This is a genomic window from Achromobacter sp. D7-1 (genome assembly GCF_059760445.1).
In genome coordinates, this window is record NZ_JCBAMT010000097.1 from 1 (window position 1) to 24440 (window position 24440).

The following is a 24440-nucleotide window of genomic DNA, read 5'->3' on the forward strand; positions in this document are numbered from 1 at the left end:
CGGCATCGCTGAGCCGGCCACGCGCGTAGAGTGACAGTTGCAGGCCGCGAGGCGCGGGAAATCCTTCCTCGGGCGTGAGCCGCCGGTGTTCGGCCGTGGCGCAGGCGCAAGGCAGCAGACTGATCCCCAATCCCGCTGCGACCGCTGCGCTGAGGCTGGGCAGGCTGGGGCTGGAAAAGCGCACGTGCCAGGGCTTGCCGCTGGTCTCCAGCATGGCGGTCATTTCCTGCCGGTACAGTGCGCCAGACGGAAACGCCACCAGCGGCACGGCGGTATCGGGCGCGGGAGGCGGCGAACTGCGCGCGGTGATCCAGCACAGGGGCTCGGGCCAGTGCGCATCGCAATCGGCATCGACTTCCCATTGCTTGACCAGCAGCAGGTCCAGTTCGCCATCGCGGTAGCGCCGCAGCAGCTCGTGGCTGAGTCCGCCTTCGACTTCCACGCGCAGCCGCGGATAGGCCGCTTCGACGGCGGCAAGGGTGGGCATCAGCGTCGCGCCCATGAAGTCTTCCGGCGCGCCCAGGCGCAGCACCGCGCTGGCCTGCGCGGCGGCCACGCTTTCGCGCGCTTCGTCGGCCAGGCGCAGGATGCTGCGAGCGTAGCCCAGCAGGCGCTCGCCTTCCTCGGTGGGCAGGACATGGCGTTGGGTGCGGTCCAGCAAGCGGCAGCCCAGGTTCTCTTCCAGCCGGATGACGTGCTGGCTGACCGTGGATTGCGTCAGGTGCAGGAGTTCGCTGGCGCGGGTGAAGTTGCCCGTGTCCACGACGGTGAGGAAACTACGCAGCAGGACAGGATCTAGCATTGGAATGTCCACTCGAATCTATCAAGCCAATTAATTTCATAATACTTGGCCCGGCCGCCATACTAGGCGCTTCGCGGGGCGGTCAGCCGATTCGGCCGGCTCCAAGGCTGTTGATCTGGAGGAAGTACTCATGCCTATCTTTCGTGCAGGCCGCATCTGGCTGGCGGCATTCCTGTTGAGCGTGGGAGGCGTGGCCGCGGCCGCCGGTCCAGACTCCGCGCTGCTGACCGCGGCGGGCAATGGCGACGCCGCCCGCGTCAAGCAGCTGCTGGGGCAGGGCGCCGCCGTGGACACGCGCGATGCGGAAGGCAATACGCCGCTGCTGCGCGCGACCCAGGGCAACCACGTCGAGGCCGCCCGTGCCTTGATCGAAGCCGGCGCCAACGTCAACGCGCAGAACGCGATCCGCGACAGCGCCTACCTGCTGGCCGGCGCCCGCGGCTTGCGCGAGATCCTGGCGCTGACGCTGGCGCACGGGGCAGACCTGAAAAGCACCAATCGCTACGGCGGCACAGCCCTCATTCCCGCGTGCGAACGCGGCCACGTCGAGGTGGTGGACATGCTGCTGCGCGCGGGCGTGGACGCGGACCATGTGAACAACCTGGGCTGGACCGGTTTGCTGGAAGCCGTGATCCTGGGCGATGGCGGCGCGCGCCACCAGGCCATCGTCAAGCGCCTGATTGAAGCCGGCGCCGACGTCAATCTGGCCGACGGCAAGGGCGTGACGCCGCTGCGCCATGCGCGCGAGCGCGGGCAGACCGAGGTTGTGCGTCTGCTGGAGGCTGCGGGAGCGAAGGGCTGAGGCGCTTGCGCCGGGCAAAAAAAAACGGGGCTTGAAAGCCCCGTTCTTCATGCTGCGGACGGCAGGCCGGATCAGAAACCCTCGCGCGGCACGTGCACGCGGCCTTCCATCAGTACGCGGGCGCTGCGGCTCATGAGGGCCTTGGTGACCTTCCATTCGCCGTCCACCAGCTTGGCCTCGGCGCCGACGCGCAAGGTGCCCGATGGATGGCCGAAGCAGACGTTGTCGCGTTCACCGCCGCCCGCGGCCAGGTTGACCAGCGTGCCCGGCACTGCCGCGGCGGTGGCGATGGCAACGGACGCGGTGCCCATCATGGCGTGGTGCAACTTGCCCATGGAGAGCGCGCGCACCAGCACGTCGATGTCGCCCTGGCCGATCTGCTTGCCGCTGGAGGAAACGTATTCCTTGGGGGCCGCCACAAAGGCGACCTTGGGCGTGTGCTGGCGGCTGGCGGCTTCTTCGAGCTTCTTGATCAGGCCCATGCGCAGGGCGCCGTGGGCGCGGATGGTCTCGAAGCGCGCCAGCGCGGCGGCGTCGCCGTTGATGTCGTCCTGCAGCTCCGTGCCGCGATAGCCCAGGGCTTCGGCGTCCAGGAAGATGGTGGGGATGCCGGAGTTGATCATGGTGGCCTTGAAGGTGCCGATGCCGGGCACTTCCAGGTCGTCCACCAGGTTTCCGGTCGGGAACATGGAGCCGCCATCGCCTTCCTCGGCCGGATCCATGAACTCCAGGCGCAGCTCGGCGGCGGGGAAGGTCACGCCGTCCAGTTCGAAGTCGCCGGTTTCCTGCACCGCGCCGCCGGTCATGGGCACATGGGCGATGATGGTCTTCTGGATGTTGGCCTGCCAGATGCGCACGACGGCGATGCCGTCCCGCGGCACGCGGGCCGGGTCGACCAGGCCGTTGGTGATGGCGAACGGCCCCACGGCGGCCGACAGGTTGCCGCAGTTGCCGCTCCAGTCCACGAAGGGCTGATCGATGGAGACCTGGCCGAACAGGTAGTCCACGTCATGCTCCGGACGCGTGCTCTTGCCGACGATAACGGTCTTGCTGGTGCTGGAGGTGGCGGCGCCCATGCCGTCGATCTGCTTGCCGTAGGGATCGGGGCTGCCGATCACGCGCATCAGCAGCGCGTCGCGCGCGGCGCCGGGCGCGCGCGCGGACTCGGGCAGGTCGTCGAGCTTGAAGAACACGCCTTTGCTGGTGCCGCCGCGCATGTAGGTGGCGGTTATCTTGGTCTGGGGAGCATGGGTCATGGGGCAGTCCTGATGATGGGTATGGGGCGGCGGGCGTTGCGGCGCCCGCCTTGCCGATGACGGATCAGCCGGCCTTCCTGTCGGCGCCGGAGGCTTCCAGGAAGTCCTGGGCGAAGCGCTGCAGTACGCCGCCGGCTTCGTAGATCGAGACTTCCTCGGCGGTGTCCAGGCGGCAGGTCACGGGGACCTGGACGGTTTCGCCGTTGCGGCGGTGGATCACCAACGTCAGGTCGGCGCGCGGCTTGCGTGCGCCGATGACGTCATAGCTTTCGGTGCCGTCCAGGCCCAGCGTCTTGCGGTTCACGCCGGGCTTGAATTCCAGCGGCAGCACGCCCATGCCGATCAGGTTGGTGCGGTGGATGCGTTCGAAGCCTTCGGCCACGATGGCTTCCACGCCGGCCAGGCGCACGCCCTTGGCGGCCCAGTCGCGCGACGATCCCTGGCCGTAGTCGGCGCCGGCCACGATGATCAGCGGCTGCTTGCGGTCCATGTAGGTTTCGATGGCTTCCCACATGCGCATGACCTTGCCTTCGGGCTCCACGCGGGCCAGCGAGCCCTGCTTCACCGTGCCGTCTTCGTTCTTCACCATTTCGTTGAAGAGCTTGGGGTTGGCGAAGGTGGCGCGCTGCGCGGTGAGGTGGTCGCCGCGGTGGGTGGCGTAGGAGTTGAAGTCCTCTTCCGGCAAGCCCATCTTGTCGAGGTATTCGCCGGCGGCGCTGTCCAGCAGGATGGCGTTGGACGGCGACAGGTGGTCGGTGGTGATGTTGTCGCCCAGGACCGCCAGCGGCAGCATGCCGCGCAGCGTGCGTTCGCCGGCCAGCGCGCCTTCCCAGTAGGGCGGGCGGCGGATGTAGGTGCTCTGCGCGCGCCACGCGTACAGCGGGCTGACGGCGGCCTTGCGGTCGTCCTGGATGCCGAACATGGGGGCGTAGACCTTGCGGAACTGCTCGGGCTTGACCGCAGCCTTGACCACGGCGTCGATCTCTTCGTCGCTGGGCCAGATGTCCTTCAGACGGATCTCGCGGCCGCTGGCGTCCGTGCCCAGCACGTCGCGTTCGATATCGAAGCGGATGGTGCCGGCGATGGCGTAGGCCACCACCAGCGGCGGCGAGGCCAGGAAGGCCTGCTTGGCATAGGGATGGATGCGGCCGTCGAAGTTGCGGTTGCCGGACAGCACGGCGGTGGCGTAGAGGTCGCGGTCGATGATTTCCTGCTGGATCACGGGGTCCAGCGCGCCCGACATGCCGTTGCAAGTGGTACAGGCGAAGGCGACGACGCCGAAGCCCAGCTTTTCCAGGTCGGCGGTCAGGCCGGCTTCGTCCAGGTACAGCGATACGGCCTTGGATCCCGGCGCCAGCGAGCTCTTGACCCAGGGCTTGCGGCTCAGGCCGGCGCGGTTGGCGTTGCGCGCCAGCAGGCCGGCGGCGATGACGTTGCGCGGATTGCTGGTGTTGGTACAGCTGGTGATGGCGGCGATGATCACGGCGCCGTCGGGCATCAGGCCCGGTTCGTTTTCCACCACGCCGGAGATGCCGCGTTCGGCCAGGTCGCTGACCGGCAGGCGGCGATGCGGATTGGACGGGCCGGCCAGGGTGCGCACCACGCTGGACAGGTCGAAGCGCAGCACGCGCTCGTACTCGGCATTCTTCAGGCTGTCGGACCACAGGCCCGCGGTCTTGGCGTAGTTCTCGACCAGGGCGATCTGCTCGTCCTCGCGGCCGGTCAGGCGCAGATAGTCGATGGTCTGCTGGTCGATCGAGAACATCGCGGCCGTGGCGCCATACTCGGGCGCCATGTTCGAGATGGTGGCGCGGTCACCCAGCGTGAGGCTGGCGGCGCCTGCGCCGTAGAACTCCAGGTAGGCGCCCACGACCTTCTCCTTGCGCAGGAATTCGGTCAGGGTCAGCACGATGTCGGTGGCGGTGATGCCGGGCTGGGCGCGGCCGGTCAGCTCCACGCCAACGATGTCGGGCAGGCGCATCCACGAGGCGCGGCCCAGCATGACGTTTTCGGCTTCCAGGCCGCCCACGCCGATGGCGATCACGCCCAGCGCGTCCACGTGCGGGGTGTGGCTATCGGTGCCGACCAGCGTGTCGGGGAAGGCCACGCCGTCCTGCGTGTAGATGACGGGCGACATCCGCTCCAGGTTGATCTGGTGCATGATGCCGTTGCCCGGGGGCACGACTTCGATGTTGCGGAAGGCCTGCTTGGTCCAGTCGATGAAATGGAAGCGGTCTTCGTTGCGGCGGTCTTCCACGGCGCGGTTCTTGGCGAAGGCGTCGGGATCGTTGCCGCCGTACTCCACGGCCAGCGAGTGGTCGACGATCAGCTGCACCGGCACCACCGGGTTGACCTTGGCGGGGTCGCCGCCCTTGTCGGCGATGGCGTCGCGCAGGCCGGCCAGGTCCACCAGCGCGGTCTGGCCCAGGATGTCATGACAGACCACGCGCGCCGGGAACCAGGGGAAGTCCAGGTCGCGGCGGCGCTCGATCAGCTGCTTCAGCGAGTCCGTCAGCATGGCCGGATCGCAGCGCCGCACCAGGTTTTCCGCCAGCACGCGCGAGGTGTAGGGCAGGCGGTCATAGGCCCCGGGCGAAATCGCCTCGACGGCGGCGCGGGTGTCGAAGTAGTCCAGGCGGGTGCCGGGCAGGGGCTTGCGGTAGTTTTGGTTCATGCCTCGGTGCGCTGCAGGTTGCCCTGCGCGATCTGCTGTTCGATGTTGATACGGGATGCGCGGATGTGGCGGCGCATCAGGATTTCAGCCAACTCGCCATCGCCGTCGGCGATGGCGTCCAGAATGCGGTGGTGTTCGGCGTAAGCCTGCCGTGGGCGGTTGGGCGTTGTCGAATACTGGATGCGGTACATGCGCGCCAGTTGGTAGAGCTCGTCGCACAGCATGCGGAACAGCATCTGGTTGCCGCTGCCCTTGACGATACGGTAGTGGAAATCGTAGTCGCCTTCCTGCTGGTAATAACCCAGTCCGGCCTGGAAGGCCTCGTCGCGCTCGTGCGCTTCCAGCACGGCGCGCAGCTCGGCGATTTCGGAGGGCGGCATGCGTTCGGCGGCCAGGCGGCAGGCCATGCCTTCCAGCGATTCGCGGATTTCGTAGAGTTCGGACAGTTCCTGCTGCGACAGCGACACCACGCGGGCGCCGGCATGGGGCACGCGCACCAGCAGCTTCTGGCCTTCCAGCCGGTGCAGGGCTTCGCGCAGCGGGCCGCGGCTGACGCCATGGATGCGGGCCAGCTCGGGCTCGGAAATCTTGCTGCCGGGGGCGATTTCACCCTTGACGATGGCGGACTGGATCTTGCGGAAGATGTGTTCCGCAAGCGTCTCGTGATCGCCAGGGGCGGCGCCAGGCAGGGTCAGCACCTTGCTCATTGTGTTGACAATCTTTCCGGTTTTAGAGAAAACGGTCAGAAAAAAACGCCGTATGGCGTTGGATTGTCAACAATTTACCCTGATGCCCAGCTGGACGCAAGCCCGGTTGCCGGGGTCGGCAACCGGACGGAACGGGCGCCTAGCGCTTGTGATGCACCTCCTGCAATCCATAGACCTGCACCGGCACGCCCGCCTGCCGAGCCTTTAGCTGCAGCGACAGGTACTGCGAGTAATGCCGCGACTGGTGCAGGTTGCCGCCGTGGAACCACAGGGCCTGCTGCTGCGTGGGCTTCCACATGTTGCGCTGTTCGCCTTCCCAGGGGCCGGGGTCCTTGGTGGTGTCCGAGCCCAGGCCCCAGCACTTGCCGACCTTGTCGGCGACGTCGCGGCTGATCAGGTCCGCGGCCCAGCCGTTCATCGAACCGTAGCCGGTGGCGTAGACCACCAGGTCCGCGGGCAGCTTGACGCCGGATTTCAGCACCACGGCGTCGCGGGTCAGGTGGCTGACATCGGTACGCGATTGCAGCTTGATGCTGCCGTCGATGATCAGGTCGCAGGCGCCCACGTCGATGTAGTAGCCGGAGCCGCGCCGCAGGTACTTCATGAACAGGCCCGATCCATCGTCGCCCCAGTCCAGCATGAAGCCGGCGTCTTCCAACTTGGCGTAGAAGCCGGCGTCGCGCTCGCGCATCTGCTCGTAGAGCGGGATCTGGAACTGCGCCATGATCTTGTAGGGCAGCGAGGCGAAGGTCAGGTCGGCCTTGCGCGTGGTCATGCCGTTGGCCAGCGCCTGTTCGGAATACAGGCCGCCCAGGCCGATGTCCATCAAGGTCTCGGAACGCACGATGTGGGTCGACGAGCGCTGCACCATGGTGACGTTGGCCCCGCCTTCCCACAGCGCCGCGCAGATGTCGTGGGCGGAGTTGTTGGCGCCGATCACGACCACGTTCTTGCCGCGGTAGGCGTCGGGGCCGGGATGCTGCGAGGAGTGCTGCTGCTCGCCCTGGAATTCGTCCTGGCCGGGGAAGCTGGGGATGTTGGGTTTGCCGGACATGCCGGTGGCCAGCACCAGCTGCTTGGGTCGCAGCACCACGGGCTTGCCCTCGCGCAGCACCGTGACCTCCCATTCCTGTTTCTGCTCGTCGTAGCGCGCCGATTGGCAGACGGTGGAGGTCCAGTAGTTCAGCTCCATGATCTTCGTGTACATCTCCAGCCAGTCGCCGATCTTGTCCTTGGGCGCGAAGACCGGCCAGTTTTCGGGGAAGGGGATGTAGGGCAGGTGGTCGTACCAGACCGGATCGTGCAGGCACAGGGATTTGTAGCGCTTTCTCCAGCTGTCGCCGGCGCGCTCGTTCTTTTCGATGATGATGGTCGGCACGTCCAGCTGCCGCAGGCGCGCGCCCAGCGCGATGCCGCCCTGGCCGCCGCCGATGATGAGCACATAGGGCTGGGCCTGGTAGCCGAGTTCGGCGGCTTCCTGCTCGCGCTTTTCCAGCCAGGTCTGGCGGGTCCGGCTGCTGCCGTGTTCGGCGCCCTTGGGGCGGCGCAGGCCGCTGGGTTCCTCGTGTCCCTTGAGTTCGGACATGGTGGTCAGCAGGGTCCAGATCCTGCCGTCCTGCACGCGGATGTGGCCGTAGCCGCGAGCGCGGTTGGTCTCGATCTCGATCCAGCCCTGCAACAGGCCGGCCTCTTGCGACACTGTCTCTTTCGGGTCCAGGCTGAAGCGCACCGGTTCCACCTGCGCCAGCTGGCGTTGCAGCATGTCGCGGATCTGCTCGGGTCCTTCGAGCGTGCGCAGGTTCCAGGTGAACAGCACCAGGTCGCGCCAGTAGCAGTCGTCCTGGAACAGCGCGGCGACGCCATCGATGTCCTTGTTGCCCAGCGCGGTGTTCAGGCGCGTGAGCACGGCGTCCAGGGCGGCGCCGGCTTGATCGGTCTGCATGTCTAGTCTCCTTGCCCGTGGCGGGCGTCGTTGTCGAGGCGGACCGTGGGACGGTCTGCTGGCGGCCCCGGCCTGTGCCGGCCGGTGGGCGTCGATAACGATCAAGCAATCGGCGTGCCACCCTTGCCGCCCAGGAGGGCGGGGCGGCAGGCCGTGGCGGCGCGCCACACCTGTGGCGTTGGGGTGTGGCGCCTCAGGAGCGCGAGGCCAGGCCGTGGCGCCGCATCTGGCGATGCACGGTGGAACGGTCCACGCCCAGGCGCCGCGCGGCTTCCGAGACGTTGCCGCCGCAGCTGGCCAGCATGACGCGCAAGGCGGCCTCTGCGGGGCTGGCAGCGGTTGTCGCCGGCGCTAGCGCGTCGGGCAGGTCGGCGGGTTCGATCACGCCGTTTTCGCACAGCGCGGCGGCGACCGCGATGGCGTTGGCGAGTTCGCGGATGTTGCCGGGCCAGGCATGCGCCTTCAGCGCCATCAGCGCGGCGGGGGCCAGCACGGGGGCGCCGGATTCGTCCTGGTGGCGCGCCAGCAGGCGGGCGATGAGCCATTCCAGGTCGGCGCGTTCGCGCAGCGGCGGCACGGTCAGTGTGGCGGCATTGATGCGGTAATAGAGGTCTTCGCGGAAGCGCCCCTCGCGCACCAGCGTGGCCAGGTCGCGGTGCGAGGCCGACACCAGGCAGAGGCGCACGGCGCGCGGCGCGTTGGCGCCGATGGGCGTGACCTCGGATTCGGCCAGGACGCGCAGGAGGCGGCTTTGCAGCGCCAGTGGCATGTCGCCGATTTCGTCCAGGAACAGCGTGCCGCCGTCGGACTCCTCGATCAAGCCCTTGCGGCCCTTGGTGGCCGCGCCGGTGTAGGCTCCCGGCAGATAGCCGAACAGCTCGCTTTCAATGAGTGATTCGGGGATCGCCGCGCAATTCACGGCGACGAAGCGCCCCGCACGCTGGCCACCGTCGTGGATGGCGCGGGCCAGGTATTCCTTGCCGACGCCGGTTTCGCCTTGCAGCAGGAGCGGCAGGCCCTGGCGGGCCAGCTTGGCGGCGCGCGTCAGCATGGCCGCCATGCGGGCGTCGCCGCCGTCCAGGCCGCGCAGCGCGGACGGCGCGCCGCGCACCACCATGCTGGCGCCGCGCGCAGGCCGGTTGGGTTCGATGGCGTGCGCGAACAGCGCATTGCCGTCGCGGGCCACGATCAGGCGCTGCTGCGGCGCATGGGCGCGGGTGTAGCGCGGCAGGTCGTCCAGTTGCACATCGAAGAAACGGGTGACGGGTTGACCGATCAGGCCGGCGGGATTGCGCCAGTCCAGACCGGCTGCGCGCGCCAGCAATTTGGCGCCGGTATGCGTCATGCCGAGGATGCGGCCGGAGCCGTCCAGCGAGATCGCGGCCTCCGGGTCCACGTCCAGGAATTCAGGAGAGCGCGCGAAGCGCAGCACCCATTCATTGCTGGTGCGCGCCATCAAGTTGGCCATTTCGATGCGCCGCGTGGTGCTGGTGACCAGATGCAGCGCCAGGTTCTGGCTGGCTTTCAGGATGGGGGAGCTGAGCAGCGAAATATCCAGCACGGCCGCCAGTTCGCCGTCGGCGCTGTAGATCGGCGCGGCGGTGCAGGACAGCGGCGTGTGGGTATTGTCGAAGTGATCGGTCTGGTGGATGGTGAGCGCTTCGCCGCTTTCCAGGCAGGCGCCCACGGCGCAGGTGCCGGCGCGCTGTTCAGACCATTCCGACCCCAGATAAAGCCCGGCCTTGCGCAGGCTGGCGGTCTGCTGCGCATCGCCCAGGAACTCCACGGTGACGCCCTGACGGTCGGCCAGCAGCAGCACGTAGTTCTGGCCGGCGACCTGGCGGAACAGATGGTCCAGGCCGGATCGCGCAATCGAGATCAGCGCTTCGGACTGCTGGCGGTGTTCGCGCAGCCTGCCGTCCGGCACGATATAGGCTTCGCAGGCCTGGGCGGGGTCCAGCCGGTACTGGTCCAGGCAGCGCAGCCAGCTGCTGACCACGTGCGCGTCGCGCTGCGTGGGCCGGCCCTGGCCGACCTGTTCGATCTCGCGGATATGGGCGGAGTGCAGGGATTCCTGACTAGGCATGTCGTCTCCATGTTGCGCCCGATCTGCGCCGGATCAATGGGCAGCATGCACAGAGGACGACACGCCTGTAAATGCTGGTTATCCAGCATCGGGACGAAAGGGGACGCTACAGGTCGACCTTGACCTTGCCGGCCTGCACCAGCCCCGCCACGTCGCGTATTTCGGCCAGCAGCGCCTGTTGCAGCTGCGCGGGCGTGCCGCCGGTGGGCTGGAATCCTTGTTCGCCCAGCTTGGCGCGGACTGTCTCGGTCTGCAGTGCGCGGTTGATGCCCTGGTTCAGCGCCGCGATGGCGGCCTCCGGCGTGCCGGCGGCGCAATAGGTGCCGAACTGGATCTGTGCGGAGAAGCCGGGATAGCCGCTTTCGGCCACCGTCGGAATGTCCGGGTACTTGGGCAGGCGCTCCGGGCTGGTCACGGCCAGCACGCGCAGGCGTCCGCCTTGCAGATAGGGTTCCACAGCCGCGACGGTGGCGACCACCACCTGGATCTGCCCGCCCAGCAGGTCCGTCATCATCGGGCCTGTGCCACGGTACGGCACGTGCAGCATGTCCATGCCGCAGGCTGCCTGCAGCAGTTCGGTTGCCAGGTGCTGCGGCGTGGCGTTGCCGGGGGAGCCGAAGGTCAGCCCCTTGGGCTCGCGCTTGGCCTGGGCGACGAGTTCGCCCAGCGTCTTGGCGGGCAGGTCGGCGTTGACCGCCACCATGTAGGGCGAACGTGCGATGGGGCAGACGGGCGCCAGCTGCTTGAGCACGTCCTCGGGCGGCCGGGCGTAGTAACGCACCGAAGGCACCAGCCCGGCGAACAGCAGCACGCTGCCGTCCTTGGCGCCGTTGGCGGTGTAGTCGGCGCCCAGCATGCCGCTGGCGCCAGGCTTGTTTTCGACTACCACGGGCCGGTCGAGCGCGCCTTCCAGCGTGGCCGCGATCACCCGGCCCAGCACGTCGGTGCCGCCGCCCGGCGGGAAGGGCACGATGACGCGCAAGGGGGCTTCGCGCGCGCTGGCGGCGCTGCTGACCGCGGCAGCCAGCGGCGTGAGGGCCAGGGCCGCCATGTTCTTCAGGATGGTTCTGCGATTCATGTTGTTTGTCTCCGTATCCACTCTACGCGGGTCAGGCCAGGTTTGCCGCGCCGCTCGTCGGCAGAAAAAATCCACGCAGCGCCGCCGCCACGATGGCGGGCTCCTCCACCGGAAGCATGTGCCGCTGGCCCGGCACCACCTGCGCGCGGGCGTGTGGCAGGGCCTCGGCCAATTCCAGCGTCATGCGCGGGGTCGAGCCGACGTCCAGTTCACCCGTCAGCACCAGGGCGGGGCAGGCGATCCCCGGCGCGGCCTGCGCCAATATCGGGTCGCCCTGCGCGAACACGCGGTATGCAGCCAGGAAGCTGGCGCGGTCGTTGTCCAGCAGGCGCTGGCCGATGCAGGCCACGCGTTCTGGACGCGCGGCCTGGAACGCGGGCGTGAACCAGCGTTGCAGCGAGACTTGGGCGGCGGCTTGCGGGTCTTGGGTTGCTGCCGCGTCCAGCCGCGCGAGCACGGCGCGCGCCTCCTCGGGGCTGCGGCGGAACACCGTGCTCAGCAGGGCCAGCCGGTTGACGCGTTGCGGGCGGGCGGCGGCATAGGCGCCCGCGATCAGGCCGCCCATGGAATAGCCCAGCAGGTTGGCGCTTTGCCAGCCGGCGCGGTCCAGTTCCGCGTCCAGCTGCGCGATGAAATCCTGCACCGTTACGCTGGCGTCGATGGCGGGGGCGTGGCCGTGGCCCAGCATGTCATAGCGCAGCACCTCGAAATCCGGCTCCAGCAGCGGCGCCAGGTCGTCCCACAGCGTGTGGTCCAAGCCGACGCCATGCAGCAGCACCAGCGGCTCGCCGCGTCCAGTACGCCGAGAATGCGGACTCATTTGGCTTGCGCCTCGCGTTCCAGTTCCTGCAGGTCCGAGTAGCGGTTGCCGATCCGGTGATGCGGACGTCCGGAGGTGGCCGCGCCCAGCGCGATCACGATCTCGTCAGGCGCGGGCGCGTCGTTGATGGTGGTCTGCACCGTCAGGTAGTGGGAGCGCAGGCCCTCGTCGAGCTTGTGCATCAGCGGCACGGTGATCACGCAGCCGGGGCCGCCGCGCATATTGGTGAAGCTCAGGTAGCTGGTGCCGCCCACCGCGCCGCGATAGGCGTTGCCGAAGCGCAAGGTGTGGATCAGCGCCGACGCGTGTTCCACTTCGCCGGCCGTACCCACCACCGCGGCCTTGCCATAGGCTTCGACCTGATCGGCGGAGCCGGCCTGGCGCAGGATTTCCGCGACCAGCAGTTCGCCCAGGGGCGGCGCGGCTTCCAGAATCTTGGGCCGCAGGTCTTCCTGGAACGGCTGGCCGGCCCAGGGATTGCGGATCACGGCCGCGGCGATGACCATCACCAGCGGCCGCTCGGCTGCGCGGCCGCCTTCGATCAGGGTTTTTTCCACATAGCTGACTACCTTGCGCACTTGCAAAGACATAACCGCTGCTCCAGTACCTGTAGGAATGAAAGACGAGGCCATTGTTGGGCGCTGGGCAGAGTTTTGACAATCCAAATTAACTCAAGTTAATTTCGGAAAATCCGAATTTTCAGATCCCTTGAATCCATGTCTGCGCCCCTGAAGATCCAGCACCTGCGCCAGTTCCTGCTGGCGGCCGATCACGGCAGTTTCCGCCTGGCGGCCGAAGGCACGTTCCGTTCGCAGGCGGCCGTGTCGGCGGCCATGCAGGACCTGGAGCAGCAGTTAGGCGCGCCGCTATTCGAACCCGGCAAGCGCGCCCAGCTCACGCCCCTTGGCCTTGCGGTGGCGCCGCTGTTCCGCGAATTGCTGGTCACCCACGACCGGGTGCTGGACGCGGCGCGCCAGTTCGGCCTGGGCAGCCAGGGGCCGGTGTCGCTGGCGGTGATGCCGTCGCTGGCCGATGAATGGCTGCCGCGCCTGCTGGAGCGCTATGCGCGCAGCCACCCCGCGATCCGCATCCGCGCCATCGACGAATCCTCGCAGGACGTGCACCGGCTGGTGCTGAGCGGTGAAGTACAGGTAGGCGTGGCGGGACAGGTGCCGCGCACCGCGGAGGTGGCCTTCGCGCCCGTGGCGCGCGACGCCTTCGGCCTGGTGTGCCGCAAGAGCCATCCGCTGGCGCGGCGGCGCGGCCCCGTGCCCTGGGCGGCGCTGGCGGGCGAGCGCCTGATAGGCAACGCCACCTTCGACACGCTGAAGAACCGGCAACTGGGTGGGGCCATCGAAGACCCGTTCATGGTGGTGTCGAACCGCGCTTCGCTCCTGGCCAGCGTGGTCAGCGGCCTGGGCGTGACCGTGCTGCCGGTGCTGGCGCGGCCGGCAGCCGCGAGCGGGCTGGCCTTCGTGCCGCTGGCCGAGCCCACGGTGGAGCGCATCGTGGGCGTGCTGACCCGCAAGGAAGAAACCCTGCTGCCGTCGGTGGCGGCCATGCACGCGCTGGCCTTGCGTTCATTGGCCCAGTTCACGCGCCGCAAGGGCGCGATCCTGGTGTAGCGGGAGCCTCAGACGCCGCAGGCGTAGATCATGAACTGGCGGAAAGCCTCGGCGGGCTTGGCCAGCCGCGCTTGCGGATCCCAGAGCAAGCCGGCCTCCATGGGCGGGACGGCGTCGGTGATGGGCACCGCCTCGATCTTGCGGCCTTCCAGCGACCAGGGACGGTAGACCATGTCCGACAGCATGGTGACGCCGAAGCCGTGCGCAACCAGCCCGCGCAGCGCCTCCATCGAGCGCGTGCGGAACGCGATGTCCGGTTGCAGGCCGTGGGCGCGCCAATAAGCGAGGGCAGAGCGTTCGCCTTCATCCATTTCCAGCAGGATGTAGGGATGGCCGGCAATGTCGGCCAGCGACGGCGCCGAGGCCTGCGCTAGCGGATGGCCGGACGCGGTCCATAGCTGCCGCCGCGAGCGCACCAGCACCTGATGTCCGAAGCGCTCGCGCCGCTCCACATTGGATAGCAGCGCCACGCCCAGCTCGACCTCGCCGCTGGCCACGGCGGCTTCGATCTCGGGCCGGTCCAGGTCGACCAGATCCAGCTCTACGTCGGGATAGCGCCGCCGGAAGCGCGCCAGCAGGTCGGGCAGGAAATAGCCCAGCACCGTGTAGGACGCCGCGATCCGCACCGCGCCGCGCAATGCGTAACGCTGGAAGCCGGGCTCGCGCAGGGCGTCGTCCAGGGAGTCGAGCACTTCGCGCGCGCGCTGATGGAAGTTGTGCCCTTCCGGCGTCAGCGTGACGCCGTGGGGATGGCGGTCGAACAGCCGCACGCCCAGCTGCGCCTCCAACGCCAGAACGGCGTTGGTGACCGCGGACTGCGAGACATGCTCGTCGGCGGCGGCCATGGAAAACCGGCCGGTCCGGGCGGCCGCGGCAAAGTACCGCAGCTGGCGCAGGGTGACGTCATTAGCCATGTGTTTATCGAATACCTGATACCTGAATATATGAATATACGATAACCAGCCTGCTTCCTACACTGCGGCAAAACACCAAAAACCGCAACGCAGGAGACAAGCGTGAACGCCCCACAACCCGCAGGCGCGGCCGATACCCATGGCCTGACGCTGGACGACAAGTACACCTGCACCCAAGGGCGCATCTACCTGAGCGGCACCCAGGCCCTGGTGCGGCTGCCGTTGTTGCAGAAGCAGCGCGACCAGCAGGCCGGCCTGAACACGGGCGGCTATATCTCGGGCTATCGCGGCTCGCCGCTGGGCGGCCTGGACCAGGCGTTGTGGAAGGCCAAGCGCCACCTGCAGGCCAACGACGTGGTGTTCCAGCCTGGGGTGAACGAGGACCTGGCCGCCACGGCAGTGTGGGGCTCGCAGCAGCTGAACCTGTTCCCGGGCGCGGCGCGCGATGGCGTGTTCGGCATGTGGTACGGCAAGGGACCGGGCGTGGACCGGTCGGTGGACGTGCTCAAGCACGCCAATTCCGCCGGCAGCTCGAAGCATGGCGGCGTGTTGATGCTGGCGGGCGACGACCATGCCGCCAAGTCCTCGTCGGTGGCGCACCAGTCCGAGCACGTGCTGATCGCCAGCGGCATACCGGTGCTGTATCCGTCCAATGTGCAGGAATACCTGGATTACGGCCTGCACGGCTGGGCGATGAGTCGCTACACCGGGCTGTGGGTGGCCATGAAATGCGTGACCGACGTGGTGGAGTCCAGCGCCTCGGTGGAAGTGGATCCCGACCGCGTGCAGATCGTGCTGCCAGACAACGCCCTGCCCGAAGGCGGCTTGAACATCCGCTGGCCCGACACGCCGCTGGCGCAGGAGGCGCGGCTGCTGGACCACAAGTGGTATGCGGCGCTGGCCTATGTGCGTGCCAACAAGCTGAACCGCGTGGTGCTGGATTCGCCGCAGGCGCACTTCGGCATCATGACCGCCGGCAAGGCTTATCTCGACGTGCGCCAGGCGCTCAACGACCTGGGCCTGGACGAAGTCGCCTGTCGCGAGGCCGGTATCCGCGTGCTGAAGGTGGGCTGCATCTGGCCGCTGGACGCGCAGGACGCGCGCGAGTTTGCCACTGGCCTGAAAGAGATCCTGGTGGTGGAGGAAAAGCGCCAGATCCTGGAGTACGCGCTGAAGGAAGAGCTTTACAACTGGCGCGACGACGTGCGGCCCCGCGTCTACGGCAAGTTCGACGAGCGCGACAACGGCGGCGGCGAGTGGTCCACGCCGCGCGGCGGCTGGCTGCTGCCGGCGCGCCACGAACTGTCGCCGGCACTGATCGCCCGCGCCATCGCCGCGCGCCTGGAAAAGGCCGACCTGTCGGACGCGCTGCGGGCGCGCATTGCGGCGCGGTTGGCAGTCATCGATGCCAAGGAGCGCGAAGCCGCCCGGCCCACCCTGGTGGAAGAGCGCAAGCCCTGGTTCTGTTCGGGCTGTCCGCACAATACCTCTACTCGCGTACCCGAAGGCTCGCGCGCCGTGGCCGGCATCGGTTGCCACTACATGGCGATGTGGATGGACCGCAATACCGACACCTTCAGCCAGATGGGCGGCGAGGGCGTTGCCTGGCTGGGCCAGAAGGACTTCACGTCCGAGCGCCACATTTTCGCCAACCTGGGCGACGGCACCTATTTTCATTCGGGGCTGCTGGCGATACGCGCCGCGGTGGCCGCGCGCGCCAGCATCACCTACAAGATTCTCTACAACGACGCGGTCGCGATGACAGGCGGCCAGCCGGTGGACGGCGTCCTGACCGTGCCGCAGATCGCCGCACAGATGCTGGCGGAAGGCGTGGTCAAGACCGTGGTGGTGAGCGACGAGCCGGAAAAATATGCCGGCGCCGCCACGTTGCCACAGGGTGTGGATGTGCACCACCGCAAGGCCCTAGACGAGGTGCAGCGCGCGCTGCGCGACATCGAAGGCACGACGGTGCTGATCTACGACCAGACCTGCGCCACCGAGAAACGCCGCCGCCGCAAGCGCGGCGACTATCCCGACCCGCCGCGCCGCGCCTTCATCAACGAGGCGGTCTGCGAAGGCTGCGGCGACTGTTCGGTGCAATCCAACTGCCTGTCCGTCGAGCCGCTGGACACGCCGTTGGGCACCAAGCGCCGCATCAACCAATCGTCCTGCAACAAGGACTTCTCCTGCGTCGAGGGCTTCTGTCCCAGCTTCGTCACCGCGGAAGGCGCGACCCTGCGCAAGGCGAGCGCGGGCAAGACGTCCCCGACACTGCCCGAACCGCCGCAACCCGCCTTGGCGGAAATCCCCCCGCTAGGGGCCTATCGCGTGGTGATCGCGGGCGTGGGCGGTACCGGCGTCGTGACCATAGGCGCGCTGCTGGGCGCGGCCGCGCATCTCGAAGGCAAGGGCGTGACGGTGCTGGACATGGCAGGGCTGGCGCAGAAGGGCGGCGCCGTGCTCAGCCACGTGCAACTGGCCCATCGTCCCGCGGACCTGCATGCGACGCGCGTGGCGCTGGGCGAGGCCGATCTGGTCATCGGCTGCGACGCGCTGGTGTCGGCGTCGCCGGAAGTGCTGTCGCGCTTGCGGCCGGACCATGGCCGCGCCGTGGTGAACAGCAGCGCCGCGCCTACCGCCGCCTTCCTGTCGCAGCCCAGCTGGCGCTTTCCCGGCGCGCAGGCCGAGGCCGCGCTGGCGCGCAGCACGGGCGGCAATTGCGATTTCATCGAGGCCGGGCCGCTGGCCGAGGCCCTGCTCGGAGACACCATCTACGCCAATCCTCTGCTGCTGGGCTATGCCTGGCAGCAGGGCGGGCTGCCGCTGTCACTGGACAGCCTGCGGCGCGCGATCGAACTGAACGGCGTCTCGGTCGAGAAAAACCTGGCGGCCTTCGAACTCGGCCGGCAGGCCGCGCGCCGCGGCGCCGATGTGCTCAAGCCGGCGCCGCGGGCGCAGGTGGTCGCGCTGCCGGAGTCCCTGGACGGCCAGATCCAGCGGCTGGCGCAACACGTGCGCGCCTACCAGGACGAGGCCTACGCCGCGCGCTTCCTGGCAGCAGTGGCGGCGGTGCGCGCGCGCGAGGCCTCGCTGCCGGACCCGCAACGCTTCGAGGTGACACAGGCGGTCGCGCGCCATCTCGCCAAGCTCATGACCTACAAGGACGAATACGAGGTGGCGCGCCTATACGTGGACCCGGCCTTCAAGGCGCGGCTGCGCGAGCAATTCGAAGGCGAACCTGGCCGCGACTATCGCCTGCGTTATCACCTGGCGCCGCCAGCGCTCGCGCGGCGCGACGCGCGGGGGCGGCTGCAGAAGCGCATATATGGTCCATGGATGGCGCTGGCGTTCCGCGCGCTTGCGCCGATGAAGCGGCTGCGCGGCACCTGGCTGGACATATTCGGCCAGACCGCCGAACGCCGCATGGAGCGCCAACTGGCCGCCGACTACCTGGCGCTGGCCGAGGAGTTCTCACGCACGCTCGACGCGACCAATCGCGCCACGGCGCTGGAACTGGCCGCGCTGCCGGACACGATCCGCGGCTATGGCCACGTCAAGGAGCAGAATGTCGAACGGGTGCGCGCGCAGCAAACCGGGCTGTGGGAACGCTACCGGGGGCGGGCGCGGGAAACGCTGGCGGCCTGAGGCGCGCGCTGCGTCAAGCCGCGTTCTCCAGCAGCACGCAATTACGCCCGTTCAGCTTCGCCTTGTACAGCAGTTCGTCGGCGCGGCGGGACAGGTTCTCCAGCGCCGCCGTGTCGCCGCTGCGGGCATGGGCGACGCCGAAGCTGGCGGTCATGCTGAAGCGGGCTGCGCCGCCGGCGCTGATCTGCGTGCGCGCGATGTTCAGGCGCATGCGTTCGGCCACGTCCCGGACGGGTTCGGGACGGCGGCTGCGGCACAGCACCGCGAACTCTTCGCCGCCCACGCGCGCGACGACGTCGGATTGCCGGAAGGTGCTGCGGCATAGTTCCGCCACGGTCTTGAGCGCTTCGTCGCCCGTGGCGTGGCCGTGCGTGTCGTTGATGGACTTGAAGTGGTCGAGGTCGAACAGGATGAAGGCCAGGCCGTCGCCATCGTCGTGGCGCATGTCGTCCAGCGCGGCTTCCAGGCGTTTTTCGAAAGCGCGGCGGTTCAGCAGGCCGGTGAGGAAATCCGTTTCTGCCATGATGGCGAGGTCTTGGATCAGGCGGTCGCGTTCCAGCTCCAGCTTGCGCACGGCGGCGGCGTTGTCGTTGAGCACATCCAGGGCCTTGAACATGCTGTTCACTTCGCCTCGGTACTGGCCCGCGGGGATGGCCGGCACTTCGCCGCCTTTGGCGATGGCGCCGATGATGTTGGTGGCGCGGACGAAGGGCCGGATGACGCGTTTGCGGAACATGGCCAGGCCGAGTATCAGGGCGGCGGTGAGCATCGCCGCAGCCGCCAGGGTGGTCAGCAGGACGCGGATCGCGGCCTGGCGGTTTTCGCCGATGCGCCGCTCAACGTCGTTGAGCATGAGATCGCGGAACCGGACGATGGACTTCATCTGCGGCACGTAGTTCGCGCCCAGTTCGTACATCGACACGAGCGAGTCTTCCGGAGCCCGCTCGGCAATGGCGCGCACGCTGTCGAGGTAGTTCATGCCCTCGCCGAAGTACTGCTGCTGCAGTTCGCGATAGGCGAGCGATGAGGCATGGCGCGGCATGCTGGCGATGTTGGCCTCGATCAGCGCGCGCAGTTCGTCGATGCGGCCGATCACGCGCTCGATCCTCAACTGGTCGCTGGCGGTGAGCGTGCGGCGTTTGCTCAGGGCCGGCGCAAAGGTGGATCCCACCAGCCCTGCCTGCTCGCGCAGTTCGCCGGCCAGCAGCGCCAAGGACAGCAGGTCGAAGTCCTCGCCCTGGTTTCTGGCAACCAGGCCGATGCCGTCGGACATGGCGGCACGCAGCTCGGGCACCAGCGCGACCATGTCTCCGACCACCGTCCAGAGGTTGTAGCCGGAGACGTTGGCGCGGGGCGCGGCAATCGCCGCGTCGGCGCTGGCGCGGGCATTCAGCAGGGATTCGCGGATGCGCTGGATGTTGGTGAATTCGCGGGCGCCGTTGGGATTGAGCGGCGCGCGGTACAGGGCAAGCAGGTCGGCGATCTGTGCGTTGGTGCGCTGGCGCGCTTGGTCCAGCGCGTGCAGGATGTGTTCGGGGACCGGCAGATCGGAACCCAGCGCCGAGTTCATGGGGCCGCGTTCGGCGGAGACCGCCTCCATCGTCATGAGGGTCGTGCGGACCACGATGAAGCCTCGCATGGCATCGTCGGTGGCGGCCAGCGACCGCCAGTTCTGCTGCACCACGATCACGGTCAGCATGGAGACCGGCAGCGCTACGCCTGCAGCCAGTGTCAGGAAATACCTTTCAAGGGATTTGAGAGCAAAGACATTGCGGAACATGCGTAAACATCGGCTCGGAACAATGACTGGTGGCCGGAGGTTACTTGAAATGGGCCATGGGCAGCATGGTTTTCCCGCCACAGTCCGACGGGCCGAAGTTTGTATCGCATTAAGTCGCAAAGTCTCATTTTTGAGCGCATTACATCACTCTGTTGCGAGTGCTTTCATCGTCTGCGCCGCCTTGGGCGGCGGGCGGGTCACGGTGGCGCGACCGGCAGTTTTTCGAGTGCGTCCTTGAAGTCCGGATACTCCTTCAGGAAGTCCAGACTGAGCCCGAACCGCTTCAGCAGCCGTTCGTCCACGGTCAGGTTGAGCACGGTCGCGCCATCCCACAACCTGGGGCGCTTTTTCACATGGATCAGCACTTTGTCGGTGAACTCGCGATAGGAGTCGTGCGGCTGGCATTGTTCATAGTCGGTGGCGATGCGTTGCGCCAGCCCGGCTTCCAGGCCGGCCTGGCGGGCCTTCTCTTGCAGCCATGAGGCTGGCAGCGTTTGCAGGCTGCCGTCCCGGTAGCCGCCGCCGACGTCGGAATGGGCGCCGATGAACCAGCGTTGTTCGACCGGCCTCTCGGGCGGCCGGGGCTCGGAATTGGCCAGGCGCGTCCACAGGGTTGGCGAGTACGGTTCGCGGAACTCGTTGGTGGCGATGGCGTGATAGGCGTGATGGACGTGGTTGCTCAGTTCGGTGTCGTGGAAGTTGTAGAACTTGGAAAAACCGGGGAATGGGATGCCGCCCACCGGTATGCCCAGGCTGCCGACCGTGTCCCAGACGCCGACGAAATGCACGTCCGTCTCGCGCGAGAAGTTCACGCGGAACGACGAGGCCTCCAGCGACGTGGGGATGCAGTCGTCGCGATATAGCGCATAGGCTTCGGCCACGTTGTTGTCGGAAGGATCGTTCAGCAGGCCGCATTTGCGCACCATGCCGGCCAGGCTGCGGGCGGAATAGGCGCCGCGGCTGAATCCGAACAGGAAGATGCGGTCGCGCGCTTCATGGCGCTGGCAAAGCCAGCGGTAGCCCGCGCGGATGTTGGCCGACAGCCCCGCGCCAAAGGCGCCGCCGGCGAACTTGTCGATGGCGGCCCACAGGCCCTGGCCTTGCGTGCCCACGCCTTCGATATAGAACGTTTCCTGCGTGGAGGTCTCGGGCGCCGCTTTGTAGAGTTCGTAGACGTTGGTGCGGTCGTTGGGTTCGTTCCAGGTCCCATCGAAGAATACGGCTAGATTCTTCACCATGATCGTTCTCCACAGATTGAGTCCTGCGATGAATCTGCTTGCTGCATGGCCCGCGTCCTGCGCGACGTAAGCTAGCACGCGGCGCGGAGCGATCCAGGCGGGTGGTTTCCCTGCTGATCAGATGTACACCGTACTTTTGACTAGCTAATCGGTAGCCATCCAAGACGGCTGCTGGCGTTGCCGGCTGGCGCACGCACAGCAGGACGTCCGCACTACATCAAAAGTCGCCATCCGTGCCTTGCACGCCCGCGCCGGGGCGTCCGTTGGCGGTGGCTTCATGCTTGGGGTATGTTGCGCACTGGGCGGCCGCGGGCCGCGCATGATCAGAGAAAAGGTACATGGGACGTTTAGCCATACTTGGCGCCCTGCACGAAGAAATCGCCGACCTGCTCGCGGCGATGGATCCGGGCGCCACGATTCACCATGTCGCCATGCGCGACTTCCATGTCGGCACCTTGTGGGGCACGCCTTGCGTGATTGCGTTGAGCCGGATCGGCAAGGTGGCCGCGGCCGCGACCGCGTCCATCGTGATTCAGGAGTTCCATGCCACGCGGGTGATCTTCACGGGACTGGCGGGTGGCCTGCACCAGGACGTGGCGGTGGGCGATGTGGTCGTGGCCAGCGCGCTGATGCAGCACGACATGGATGCGCGTCCTCTGTTCGGCCAGCACGAGATTCCCTTGCTGGGCCGCGTACGCTTCGACGCGGACGCGGTCCTGAGCGCGCGGCTGCTGGAAAGCGCAGGACAGTTCGCGCGCGGCCAAGCGGGTTTGCCTGCGGGGCAGGCCGCGCAGCCGCCGCGGGTGCACCATGGACTCATCGCCACCGGCGACGTTTTCGTCAACAGCAATGACTATGCGCACCAGCTGCGCCAGCGGCTGCCCGATGCGCTCTGCCTGGAAATGGAGGGCGGGGCGATGGCGCAGGTCTGCTACGAATTCGGCGTGCCCTTCGCGGTGTTGCGCGTGATCTCGGATCAGGCCGACCACGCCGCGAAGGCGGATTTCGCCGATTTCCTGGTGAATCTGGCGCGGGTCTATACCGCTGGCATCCTGGCGCCCCTGCTGAAGTCGGGGGCGTTGCGCGAAGCCTGAAGCGGGTGGTTTTCAGCGGCCGGTGTCGGGATAGTTGGGGCCGGCGTCGTGGAATCCGCCTTCGCTGTAGGGATTGACGGCGCCCGGATAGGGCGGCCCGCCATTGCCCGGCGCGCAGCCGGCCAGGACCAGGGCCGTGGCCGTGAGGGTAAGCAGGCGGATCAGGGCGGATTTCATGATGGTCTCCTGCGCGAGCCCGTTATTGCGAGCGTGCGGTGCGCGGCTTGTCTACTGGGCCTATTTTACGCTTCGGCGGCAGCGCTGCGCTGCTCGCCGTGCCGGGTCTTGCGCTTGGTCTGCGGCGCAGAGCAACGCTGCTGGTAGACCGCTACCGCGCTGGAATTCGCCGCCTGGAAGTAGGGGTGCGGCTGGCCGGCCTCGCGCAGCGCGTCGTGCATGCGCTGGCCCCAGACGCATTGCGTCTGGGCCTGGTCCCAGAGCCGCGCGGCCAGTTCGGGCTGGCCGTGGCGCCACAGCGCCAGGCCGTAGTCGGCCACGATTTCCTCATTGCGCGGAATCTCGCGGTAGGACCGCTTCATGAGCGCCAGCCCGCCATCGACGTCGCCCCGCAGGGTCAGGATCCAGCCCAGGGTTCCCTGGTTGTACGGCCCGGGTCCGAGGGTCTCGATCGATCTGCGCGCCTGGGTTTCGGCTTCGGCCAGATGCTCGGGAAAATCCGCCAGGTAGTAGGCGATGCTGTTGGCCCAGTCGGGCTCATCCGCCTGGGGCTTCTGCGCTTGCCGGCGCTGCAGTTCCAGGGCGTCCTCCAATGCCAACTGGGGCAGGCCCAGCAAACGCTCAAGTTTGTAGCGTTCTTGAAGCTCATCGTGATCCACAGGCGTGGACGAGACAGACAAGGACTCGGCGCGGGCGCGGTCCAGCCACTGCCGCGCGAGATCGGCCCGGCCGGCCATCAGCAGCAGATTGGCCATGTCCAGCTGTTGCCGCGGCTGCGCGCCGCATTCCGTGGCGTCCACCAATTGCAGCGCGCCCGCGGCATCGTTCTGGCTGAACCTGCGGTTGATGGCGTCCAATGCGTCAAAGCACTGCCGGTTCTCCGCCACGCTGGCGTCGACCGATATCGACAGGGTGGCGGCTGGACGGTCGTGGCTGAAGTACGCCGTATTGCCCTGGGCGGTGCTGTAGCCCAGATCCGCCCACTGTTCACCCCAGCGCACTTGCATGGTGGTGAGGTAGGGCCAGCCTCCAAGCGGGTCTTTTTCCCCGCTGGTTTGCAGCTGGAAGACGGTGCCCCAGGCGCCGTCGCCGATGCGCCGGATCAGCGTGTAGTCCTTCGCAGGATGCGCATCGCGGGTCCAGATCCAGGCGCTGCGGCCCAGCGCGTCGGTGACGCCATGCACGATGCCGTCCTGGCTGGGTGTGCCCTCGATGGACTGGCCTTTTTCGGTCAGGAACAGACGGTAGGGCGTATTGGGGGCGATCGCGCTGCCGCGGCTGTTGTCCAGCCTCAGGGTCAGATAACGCCCATGGCCGCCCTTGCCATACTGGGGCATGCCCCCGGGCGGTGCCGAGGGCGTGCTGTGGGTCGCGGATTTCCTGGGGGACGCGCTGCCGGCAGCTTGTGCCGGAAAGACGGTCTGCGCCAACGCGAGCGCGCCTGACAACAGCAAGGGGTACAGCCTGGAGGGCGGAAGCGTCATGGGTGCTGCTGGAGGTCTGATCGATGGGGTCTGTGAGACAGGCGGCCATTCTCTCAGAGAACGGCGGATGCCGCGCAAGCGAGTTGGTTGGCCGGATGTGGCGGGCGCACTCCCCCGGGGCCGCCGCCGCCCCCCCCCCGCCCCCCCCCGCCGCCACCCCCCCCCCCCCCCCCCCCCCCCCCGCCCACCCCCCGCCACTTCGTGTTCCGTTACCGCTCGCCGGAGCACTGGCTGCAGGTCTTCAAGACCTACTATGGTCCGCTGCTCAAGGCCTTTGGCGCGCTGGAACCTGCGGCGCAGTCCGCGCTGACCAACG

Annotated in this window: 18 protein-coding genes; 4 read left to right on the forward strand and 14 right to left on the reverse strand. The window is 67.7% G+C overall.

The features are described from left to right. The coding region (locus AC6LKD_RS28360) for a LysR family transcriptional regulator (RefSeq protein WP_498118111.1) at window positions 1-802 on the reverse strand (802 nt) is incomplete at its 3' end. A 130-nt stretch (window positions 803-932) separates the two neighbouring features. On the opposite strand from AC6LKD_RS28360, the gene AC6LKD_RS28365 reads away from it, so the two are divergent. Then, on the forward strand, window positions 933-1604 hold the full coding sequence (locus AC6LKD_RS28365) for an ankyrin repeat domain-containing protein (protein ID WP_013396333.1): 672 nt from the start codon (window positions 933-935) through the stop codon (window positions 1602-1604). Between the two features lie 71 nt (window positions 1605-1675). Here the strand turns inward: AC6LKD_RS28365 and prpF are convergent, their stop codons facing one another. The 8 genes from prpF to AC6LKD_RS28405 form a co-directional block, all read right to left on the reverse strand. Continuing rightward, the gene (prpF, locus tag AC6LKD_RS28370) at window positions 1676-2860 is read right to left on the reverse strand and encodes a 2-methylaconitate cis-trans isomerase PrpF (RefSeq protein ID WP_013396331.1); all 1185 of its coding nucleotides are present in this window, start codon (window positions 2858-2860) and stop codon (window positions 1676-1678) included. A gap of 64 nt (window positions 2861-2924) precedes the next feature. Next, entirely contained in the window at window positions 2925-5534 is a 2610-nt protein-coding gene (acnD, locus tag AC6LKD_RS28375; protein ID WP_013396330.1) for a Fe/S-dependent 2-methylisocitrate dehydratase AcnD, read from the reverse strand. Further along, window positions 5531-6241 (reverse strand): GntR family transcriptional regulator, encoded by a 711-nt coding sequence (locus AC6LKD_RS28380; protein ID WP_013396329.1) that lies wholly within the window; start codon window positions 6239-6241, stop codon window positions 5531-5533. Before AC6LKD_RS28380 ends, acnD begins: the two co-directional genes overlap by 4 nt. Before the next feature lie 139 nt (window positions 6242-6380). Further along, on the reverse strand, window positions 6381-8183 hold the full coding sequence (locus AC6LKD_RS28385) for an NAD(P)/FAD-dependent oxidoreductase (protein ID WP_498118112.1): 1803 nt from the start codon (window positions 8181-8183) through the stop codon (window positions 6381-6383). A gap of 193 nt (window positions 8184-8376) precedes the next feature. Further along, window positions 8377-10269 (reverse strand): sigma-54-dependent Fis family transcriptional regulator, encoded by a 1893-nt coding sequence (locus AC6LKD_RS28390; RefSeq protein ID WP_498118113.1) that lies wholly within the window; start codon window positions 10267-10269, stop codon window positions 8377-8379. 106 nt (window positions 10270-10375) lie between these two features. After that, window positions 10376-11347: a Bug family tripartite tricarboxylate transporter substrate binding protein gene (locus tag AC6LKD_RS28395; RefSeq protein WP_498118114.1), complete on the reverse strand. Its 972-nt coding sequence runs from the start codon at window positions 11345-11347 to the stop codon at window positions 10376-10378. A gap of 31 nt (window positions 11348-11378) precedes the next feature. Further along, window positions 11379-12167, reverse strand: coding sequence for an alpha/beta fold hydrolase (locus AC6LKD_RS28400; protein ID WP_498118115.1), 789 nt, complete (start codon window positions 12165-12167; stop codon window positions 11379-11381). After that, a complete protein-coding gene (locus AC6LKD_RS28405; RefSeq protein WP_054452076.1) occupies window positions 12164-12757 on the reverse strand; it encodes an amino acid synthesis family protein in 594 nt (197 codons plus the stop codon). The genes AC6LKD_RS28400 and AC6LKD_RS28405 overlap by 4 nt, the downstream gene beginning before the upstream one ends. A 126-nt stretch (window positions 12758-12883) precedes the next feature. On the opposite strand from AC6LKD_RS28405, the gene AC6LKD_RS28410 reads away from it, so the two are divergent. After that, window positions 12884-13792 (forward strand): LysR family transcriptional regulator, encoded by a 909-nt coding sequence (locus AC6LKD_RS28410; protein ID WP_013396323.1) that lies wholly within the window; start codon window positions 12884-12886, stop codon window positions 13790-13792. Window positions 13793-13800: 8 nt separating this feature from the next. Here the strand turns inward: AC6LKD_RS28410 and AC6LKD_RS28415 are convergent, their stop codons facing one another. Then, a complete protein-coding gene (locus AC6LKD_RS28415) occupies window positions 13801-14706 on the reverse strand; it encodes a LysR substrate-binding domain-containing protein (RefSeq protein WP_013396322.1) in 906 nt (301 codons plus the stop codon). A gap of 102 nt (window positions 14707-14808) precedes the next feature. Between AC6LKD_RS28415 and AC6LKD_RS28420 the strand changes: the two genes are divergently transcribed. After that, window positions 14809-18351 (forward strand): indolepyruvate ferredoxin oxidoreductase family protein, encoded by a 3543-nt coding sequence (locus AC6LKD_RS28420; RefSeq protein WP_498118116.1) that lies wholly within the window; start codon window positions 14809-14811, stop codon window positions 18349-18351. A 13-nt stretch (window positions 18352-18364) separates the two neighbouring features. Here AC6LKD_RS28420 and AC6LKD_RS28425 read toward each other — a convergent pair whose 3' ends face one another. Both AC6LKD_RS28425 and AC6LKD_RS28430 read right to left on the reverse strand, forming a co-directional pair. Next, complete coding sequence (locus tag AC6LKD_RS28425) at window positions 18365-20050, reverse strand: GGDEF domain-containing protein (RefSeq protein ID WP_498118117.1); 1686 nt, start codon at window positions 20048-20050, stop codon at window positions 18365-18367. A gap of 278 nt (window positions 20051-20328) precedes the next feature. Next, complete coding sequence (locus AC6LKD_RS28430; protein ID WP_013396319.1) at window positions 20329-21369, reverse strand: T6SS phospholipase effector Tle1-like catalytic domain-containing protein; 1041 nt, start codon at window positions 21367-21369, stop codon at window positions 20329-20331. A gap of 338 nt (window positions 21370-21707) precedes the next feature. On the opposite strand from AC6LKD_RS28430, the gene AC6LKD_RS28435 reads away from it, so the two are divergent. Further along, window positions 21708-22463, forward strand: a complete 756-nt coding sequence (locus AC6LKD_RS28435; protein ID WP_498118118.1) for a 5'-methylthioadenosine/adenosylhomocysteine nucleosidase — start codon at window positions 21708-21710, stop codon at window positions 22461-22463. A 12-nt stretch (window positions 22464-22475) separates the two neighbouring features. Here the strand turns inward: AC6LKD_RS28435 and AC6LKD_RS28440 are convergent, their stop codons facing one another. Both AC6LKD_RS28440 and AC6LKD_RS28445 read right to left on the reverse strand, forming a co-directional pair. After that, window positions 22476-22640: a hypothetical protein gene (locus AC6LKD_RS28440; RefSeq protein ID WP_207469650.1), complete on the reverse strand. Its 165-nt coding sequence runs from the start codon at window positions 22638-22640 to the stop codon at window positions 22476-22478. A 65-nt stretch (window positions 22641-22705) separates the two neighbouring features. After that, window positions 22706-24124: a tetratricopeptide repeat protein gene (locus AC6LKD_RS28445; protein WP_498118119.1), complete on the reverse strand. Its 1419-nt coding sequence runs from the start codon at window positions 24122-24124 to the stop codon at window positions 22706-22708. Window positions 24125-24440: the final 316 nt, after the last annotated feature.

Bases quoted from the DNA above. Each gene is read 5' to 3' on its own strand.
- AC6LKD_RS28390 (WP_498118113.1), bottom strand. From the start codon at position 10,269: ATGCCTAGTCAGGAATCCCTGCACTCCGCCCATATCCGCGAGATCGAA.
- AC6LKD_RS28415 (WP_013396322.1), bottom strand. From the start codon at position 14,706: ATGGCTAATGACGTCACCCTGCGCCAGCTGCGGTACTTTGCCGCGGCC.
- AC6LKD_RS28430 (WP_013396319.1), bottom strand. From the start codon at position 21,369: ATGGTGAAGAATCTAGCCGTATTCTTCGATGGGACCTGGAACGAACCC.
- AC6LKD_RS28400 (WP_498118115.1), bottom strand. From the start codon at position 12,167: ATGAGTCCGCATTCTCGGCGTACTGGACGCGGCGAGCCGCTGGTGCTG.
- AC6LKD_RS28435 (WP_498118118.1), top strand. From the start codon at position 21,708: ATGGGACGTTTAGCCATACTTGGCGCCCTGCACGAAGAAATCGCCGAC.
- AC6LKD_RS28405 (WP_054452076.1), bottom strand. From the start codon at position 12,757: ATGTCTTTGCAAGTGCGCAAGGTAGTCAGCTATGTGGAAAAAACCCTG.
- AC6LKD_RS28425 (WP_498118117.1), bottom strand. From the start codon at position 20,050: ATGCTGACCGTGATCGTGGTGCAGCAGAACTGGCGGTCGCTGGCCGCC.
- AC6LKD_RS28395 (WP_498118114.1), bottom strand. From the start codon at position 11,347: ATGAATCGCAGAACCATCCTGAAGAACATGGCGGCCCTGGCCCTCACG.
- AC6LKD_RS28445 (WP_498118119.1), bottom strand. From the start codon at position 24,124: ATGACGCTTCCGCCCTCCAGGCTGTACCCCTTGCTGTTGTCAGGCGCG.
- AC6LKD_RS28365 (WP_013396333.1), top strand. From the start codon at position 933: ATGCCTATCTTTCGTGCAGGCCGCATCTGGCTGGCGGCATTCCTGTTG.
- AC6LKD_RS28385 (WP_498118112.1), bottom strand. From the start codon at position 8,183: ATGCAGACCGATCAAGCCGGCGCCGCCCTGGACGCCGTGCTCACGCGC.
- AC6LKD_RS28410 (WP_013396323.1), top strand. From the start codon at position 12,884: ATGTCTGCGCCCCTGAAGATCCAGCACCTGCGCCAGTTCCTGCTGGCG.
- prpF (WP_013396331.1), bottom strand. From the start codon at position 2,860: ATGACCCATGCTCCCCAGACCAAGATAACCGCCACCTACATGCGCGGC.
- acnD (WP_013396330.1), bottom strand. From the start codon at position 5,534: ATGAACCAAAACTACCGCAAGCCCCTGCCCGGCACCCGCCTGGACTAC.
- AC6LKD_RS28380 (WP_013396329.1), bottom strand. From the start codon at position 6,241: ATGAGCAAGGTGCTGACCCTGCCTGGCGCCGCCCCTGGCGATCACGAG.
- AC6LKD_RS28440 (WP_207469650.1), bottom strand. From the start codon at position 22,640: ATGAAATCCGCCCTGATCCGCCTGCTTACCCTCACGGCCACGGCCCTG.